This is a genomic window from Actinophytocola sp. (genome assembly GCF_036002505.1).
Taxonomy (GTDB): Bacteria; Actinomycetota; Actinomycetes; order Mycobacteriales; family Pseudonocardiaceae; genus DASYTH01.
In genome coordinates, this window is sequence record NZ_DASYTH010000359.1 from 1 (window position 1) to 4577 (window position 4577).

Below are 4577 nucleotides of genomic sequence, written 5' to 3' on the forward strand. Positions count from 1 at the left end.
GCGGCTTGATCGCCACCCAAAACGCACACTGAACGCACATCATTCTCGATCCAGGTTGTTTCGAGCGCGTTACGCGCGGTCAGCGGCACCTCATCACGTGGGTGTAACTGATCATGCCAGCGCTCCCGACAGGCTTGTGCGCAATCTCGTGATCACTGGCGGTTGATGGCGGACGGGAGCCTGTCGCGGAATGGTTGGTGTGTTCGACTGCTGGTGTGCGGGGTGGAAGGTGGGGGTGGTGGGGTCTGGTGGTTGGGTTGGCTGGCGGCTGGTTTATGCGGTGGCGTGGGCGCGGAGGCGGAGCAGGTTGGTGACTGCGGCGGCGAAGGTGAGTTCGCTGGTTGCGGCGGCTTGTCCGCGGCGGGAGAACCGCCGCAGCCCGCGGCGGTCTTTGAGGTGGCCGTGGATGGGTTCGACGATCGAGGCGCGGCGCCGGTACTGGTTGAGCCCGTCGGGGCTGGCGAGGCGGTGGCGCATGCGGTCGCGTGCGGTGGCGTGATCGCCGGGGTGGGGGACGGGGTGGGCCGCGGCGTCTTCGACGGTGTGTCGTTTGCTCAGCGCGATCAGCCGGTCCGGGCCGTCCGCGGTGAGGTTCGCCTCGCTGGCGTAGCCGGCGTCGGCCAGCACGCACCCGATCGCTGCGCCGGGCCGGCCGGTGTGCTCGCCGATGTGGGCCACCGCGTCGACGGCGGCCGCGACCAGGGGCTGATAGTGGAGGACATCGACCGGGCTGTTGGTCAGGTCGGCGGCGAGGATGAGGTGGTCCTCGCTGACCACCAGTTGGGCGTTGTAGCCCTGCACCCAGCCGGCCCGGGTCATCATGGTCCGAGATTGCGGGTCGGTCAGGTTCACCTTCCGGCTGGTGGGATCGACCTGGTTCGGCGTGAGCGGGTGGGGGCCGGCCCGGCCGCGGGCCTCCCGCTCCAGCTTGGCCAGCCGGGCGCCCGCCTCGCGGATCTTGACGTTCTGGTCGACCGGCTTGGGTCGGCTGCCGCCCCGGATCACCCGGCCCTGCGCCGTGGCGTTTACCCGCCGCGCAGCGTCGGCGGCGTGTTTCGCCTCGTGGGCGGCGCGCAGCCTGGCCACCCGGGCACGGGCCCGCTCCAGTCGCCGCTGGAACTGCCGGTGCCGCCGCTGTCCGGCGGTCCCGGTTGGTGGCACCGGTGGACCGGACCCGCCCGGCCCCTCGGCGGGCTGGTCGTCGGCGGTGTCCAGCTCGGCCAGCGCCGCCCGGATCCGCTGGGCCCGGGTGGCCGGGTTGGCGAACTCCCGCGGAAGCTCGTCACCGCGGACCGCGCCGAACAGCGCGTCCTCGGCGGCGTCCACCTCACCGGCCTCGGCCAGGATCCGCGCCGCCCGCTCCCGTACCCACCCCTCGCGCCGGTTGGCCGACAGCGCCGCATTCGCTGCGATCTTCGTGCCGTCCAGCGCGACCGCGCCGAACCGGCCCATCCCGGCGGCCGCGCACACCTCCAGCACCTGGCCGAACAGGCCGGCCAGCGCCGCCTCATGCTCGCCGCGGAACCGGGCGATCGTGGCATGATCCGGGCGGTGCTGCGCGCAGATCACCCGGAACGCCACATCGGTCACACACAACCGCTCGATCTGCCGGCTCGACCGCTCACCCAGCGCATACGCATAGATCAACACGGCCAGCAGCATCGCCGGGTCATACCCGGCCCGGCCGGCCCCGCCCAGCCGCCGCCGGGCATGAAACTCGCCCAGATCCAGCTCGCCGACCACGTCCAGCACGAACCACGCCAGATGATCAGCAGGCAGCCACTCCCGCAGATCCGGCGGCAGCAGAAACGCCTGATCCCGATCGACAGGCAGATACCTTCTCGCCATCACAAGATCATCACACAATGATCAGGTTCATCCCGGTATCGACACACCCAATTTGCGACAGGCTCCAATCCGCCATTGATTGCCAGTGATCATGCTGACCAGGGACGGACGCGGCAGTGGCACGCGGTCGGGCTGCGGCATGCGGGCCGTTGTGCTGTCACGAGCGGGATGAAGGGACCAGCACGCTGGGCGGGGCGGACCATATGCTCGCGGGATGGAGACCGCAGCCTCCAGCCAGCAGCCGGAATTGCCTGCTAGCGGCCGTCGCGAGCAGTCGAGCGGATCGGTCATCCCGGATATCCCGTACATACGTGAGCGGGATGGCACCGAGCAGCGCGCCACCTTCTTCGAGCTGTTCTTCGATCTCGTCTACGTCTTCGCGATCACCCAGCTCTCCCACCACCTGCTCGCCGATCTGAGCTGGAAGGGTGCCGCAGAGATGGCGTTCATGCTGATCGCCGTCTATTGGGCCTGGAACTACACGACCTGGATGGCCAACTGGTTCGATCCAGAGACGATCCCGGTCCGGCTGATCCTCGTCTATGTCATGCTCGCGAGCCTGCTGATGGCGGTGGCAATTCCTCAAGGCTTCGGCGACGAGGCGCTGCTCTTCGGATGCAGCTATTCGGCGTTGCAGATCGGCCGCAACGCCTTCGTCGTCGGCGTGACACCGGCTGGCGACTTCAACCGGAACTTCAAGCAGATACTCGCCTGGAGCATTCTGACTGCCCCGCTGTGGGTGGCCGGTGGTCTTGCCTCGGATGAGCTGCGGTGGGTGCTGTGGTTGGCGGCACTAGGTCTGGACCTGCTCGCGCCATTGGTCATGTTCTGGATTCCGCGAGTCGGGCCAACCCCTATCAGCCAGTGGCAGATCAACGGACAGCATTTCGCCGAGCGCTTCCAGCTCTTCGTGATCATCGCGATCGGCGAGAGCATCGTGCTGACGGGCGCGACCGCGTCGGGCACTGGACTCGGCGGTGCCCATGTCGTCGCCCTGGGCCTCGCCTTTCTCGGCTCGACCGCCTTGTGGTGGCTGTACTTCGGGCACGTCGCTGGGGCCGTGGCAGAGAGGATCGGCCAAAGCATGGCCGACGACGTTGGCCGAATGGGCCGCGACGTCTATACGTACTTGCACCTGCCGATCATCGCCGGGATCGTCCTCGTCGCAGTCGGCGACGAACTCGTGGTCGCGCACCCCGACGAGTCCCTGCACGTGAGCGGGGCGCTGGTGACCCTCGGCGGCCCGGCGCTCTATCTCCTCGGCGTGATGGCCTGCGCTGCCCGGGTCGGCAGCCCGCAGAGCTGGCCGCGCGCGGTTGTGGTGGTCCTGCTGCTCGCGGCCATCCCGCTGGCCGCGCAGATGCCGGCGATCGCGGTGAGCGCTGCCCTGATCCTGCTGCTCGGATCACTCGTGGTGACGGAGGAGCTCCGGGCGTAACGGTTCTCTGTTCCCCGGTGGGCACGGGTACGCCGACCTCGGCCTGGCAGGCCGGCGATCAGTCAGTGGGTTGCCAGAGCTGGAAGCGCATCCCCTGGTTGTCGACGCAGTTTGCCACCAGGCCACACGGCTTCTGCTCGACCTCTCGCGCTTGGCCGCCGTGCTGGCGCACAAGGGCGGTCGCCGCCTCCATGTCCGCAACCCGATAGCACAGCTCGACCTGGGGAGCGTCCTGCCGGTTGCCTGCTATCCCCAGCATCGGCCGTACCATCGGCGCATTCCAGCCGTGTTCGACGCTGCCCGGCTCGAACTGCCATCCGAGTACCGAGCCGTAGAACTCCCTGGCTCGCTCGTCGTCAGGGACTCCGATCGTGATGTATGCGACGTCGCCGTGGCGTTCGCGGGTCGCCCGACCGGGAGGTTGGTTGAGCATCCAACGATGGCCGAACGGGTCGATCATGACCGCAACCCGGCCGTAAGGCTCATCGACCGGTTCGCGCTCGATCTGAGCGCCGTTCTGCCTGGCCTGTTCAACGATGCGGTCGACGTCACTGATCTGGGCGTGGATGGTGTGGCTGTACGTGCCGGTGGGCTCCGGCGGCTGTACCGGCACCTCGGTCGAGCCTTCGGAGAGCATCAGAACGGCGTCCCCGATGCCGATCTCTGCGTGACCGACCGAACCGTCGGGCATCACGATCGGCTCACCTCGCGGGACCGCCGCGAGCACCTTCACGTACCAGTCGATCGCGGCGCGAGCGTCGTGCACGGCGATGTACGGCGTCAGGGCCGGCGGCCATTCCATTCCGGCACTGGTTGTGGGGGTCCTGGATTCCGTCATCGCTCCCTCCCTTTCCTACCGGGGCGTCCTGTCGCCACGAAGATCCGCGGCCTGATCTGGAGACCGCGGGTGAGTGTGTGTCGCGGAGTGATCCGCCTTGTTTCCTCTCGGGAGGCTAGATCGTTGGACCAGCAGCCACACAATTTCGGCTTGCACTGGCGTTCATTGGACCGTACGCCAGACCAACCGACCGGTGGTCGCTCGCGGCACGGGCGACGACGAACCGCGTCGCGCCTGCGCGGCTAGCCATTGCTCCGTGGCATCAGTTGAAGTCGACGAGGTCGAGCCCCAGAACCTCGTGCCCGTCCAGCACGATGAGCCGGTCGTTGCGGCACAGAGCCTGGACATCGCGCGGCAACTCGCCGCCGTCGGGCAAGGTTAGGCGCATTTCGCGGTCGATCCGCACCCGCGATCCATCCAAAGTGCCGATGGCGAGCCGGTCGTCGTACGGCT

General features: G+C 68.1%; 4 protein-coding genes. 1 reads left to right on the forward strand and 3 read right to left on the reverse strand.

The genetic code is table 11. The features are described 5' to 3' along the window. Window positions 1-273: 273 nt before the first annotated feature. Window positions 274-1848, reverse strand: coding sequence for a transposase (locus VGR06_RS31195; RefSeq protein WP_327562751.1), 1575 nt, complete (start codon window positions 1846-1848; stop codon window positions 274-276). A gap of 214 nt (window positions 1849-2062) precedes the next feature. Between VGR06_RS31195 and VGR06_RS31200 the strand changes: the two genes are divergently transcribed. Beyond that, window positions 2063-3286 carry a low temperature requirement protein A gene (locus tag VGR06_RS31200; protein ID WP_327562752.1) on the forward strand — a complete coding sequence of 408 codons (1224 nt, stop codon included), beginning with the start codon at window positions 2063-2065 and terminating at the stop codon, window positions 3284-3286. Window positions 3287-3344: 58 nt separating this feature from the next. Here VGR06_RS31200 and VGR06_RS31205 read toward each other — a convergent pair whose 3' ends face one another. Both VGR06_RS31205 and VGR06_RS31210 read right to left on the reverse strand, forming a co-directional pair. Continuing rightward, on the reverse strand, window positions 3345-4124 hold the full coding sequence (locus VGR06_RS31205) for a VOC family protein (protein ID WP_327562753.1): 780 nt from the start codon (window positions 4122-4124) through the stop codon (window positions 3345-3347). A gap of 262 nt (window positions 4125-4386) precedes the next feature. After that, the coding region (locus VGR06_RS31210) for a hypothetical protein (protein WP_327562754.1) at window positions 4387-4577 on the reverse strand (191 nt) is incomplete at its 5' end.

What these genes read in the sequence shown, in the direction of transcription:
- VGR06_RS31200 (WP_327562752.1), top strand. Translation starts at nt 2,063, where the DNA reads ATGGAGACCGCAGCCTCCAGCCAGCAGCCGGAATTGCCTGCTAGCGGC.
- VGR06_RS31195 (WP_327562751.1), bottom strand. Translation starts at nt 1,848, where the DNA reads ATGGCGAGAAGGTATCTGCCTGTCGATCGGGATCAGGCGTTTCTGCTG.
- VGR06_RS31205 (WP_327562753.1), bottom strand. Translation starts at nt 4,124, where the DNA reads ATGACGGAATCCAGGACCCCCACAACCAGTGCCGGAATGGAATGGCCG.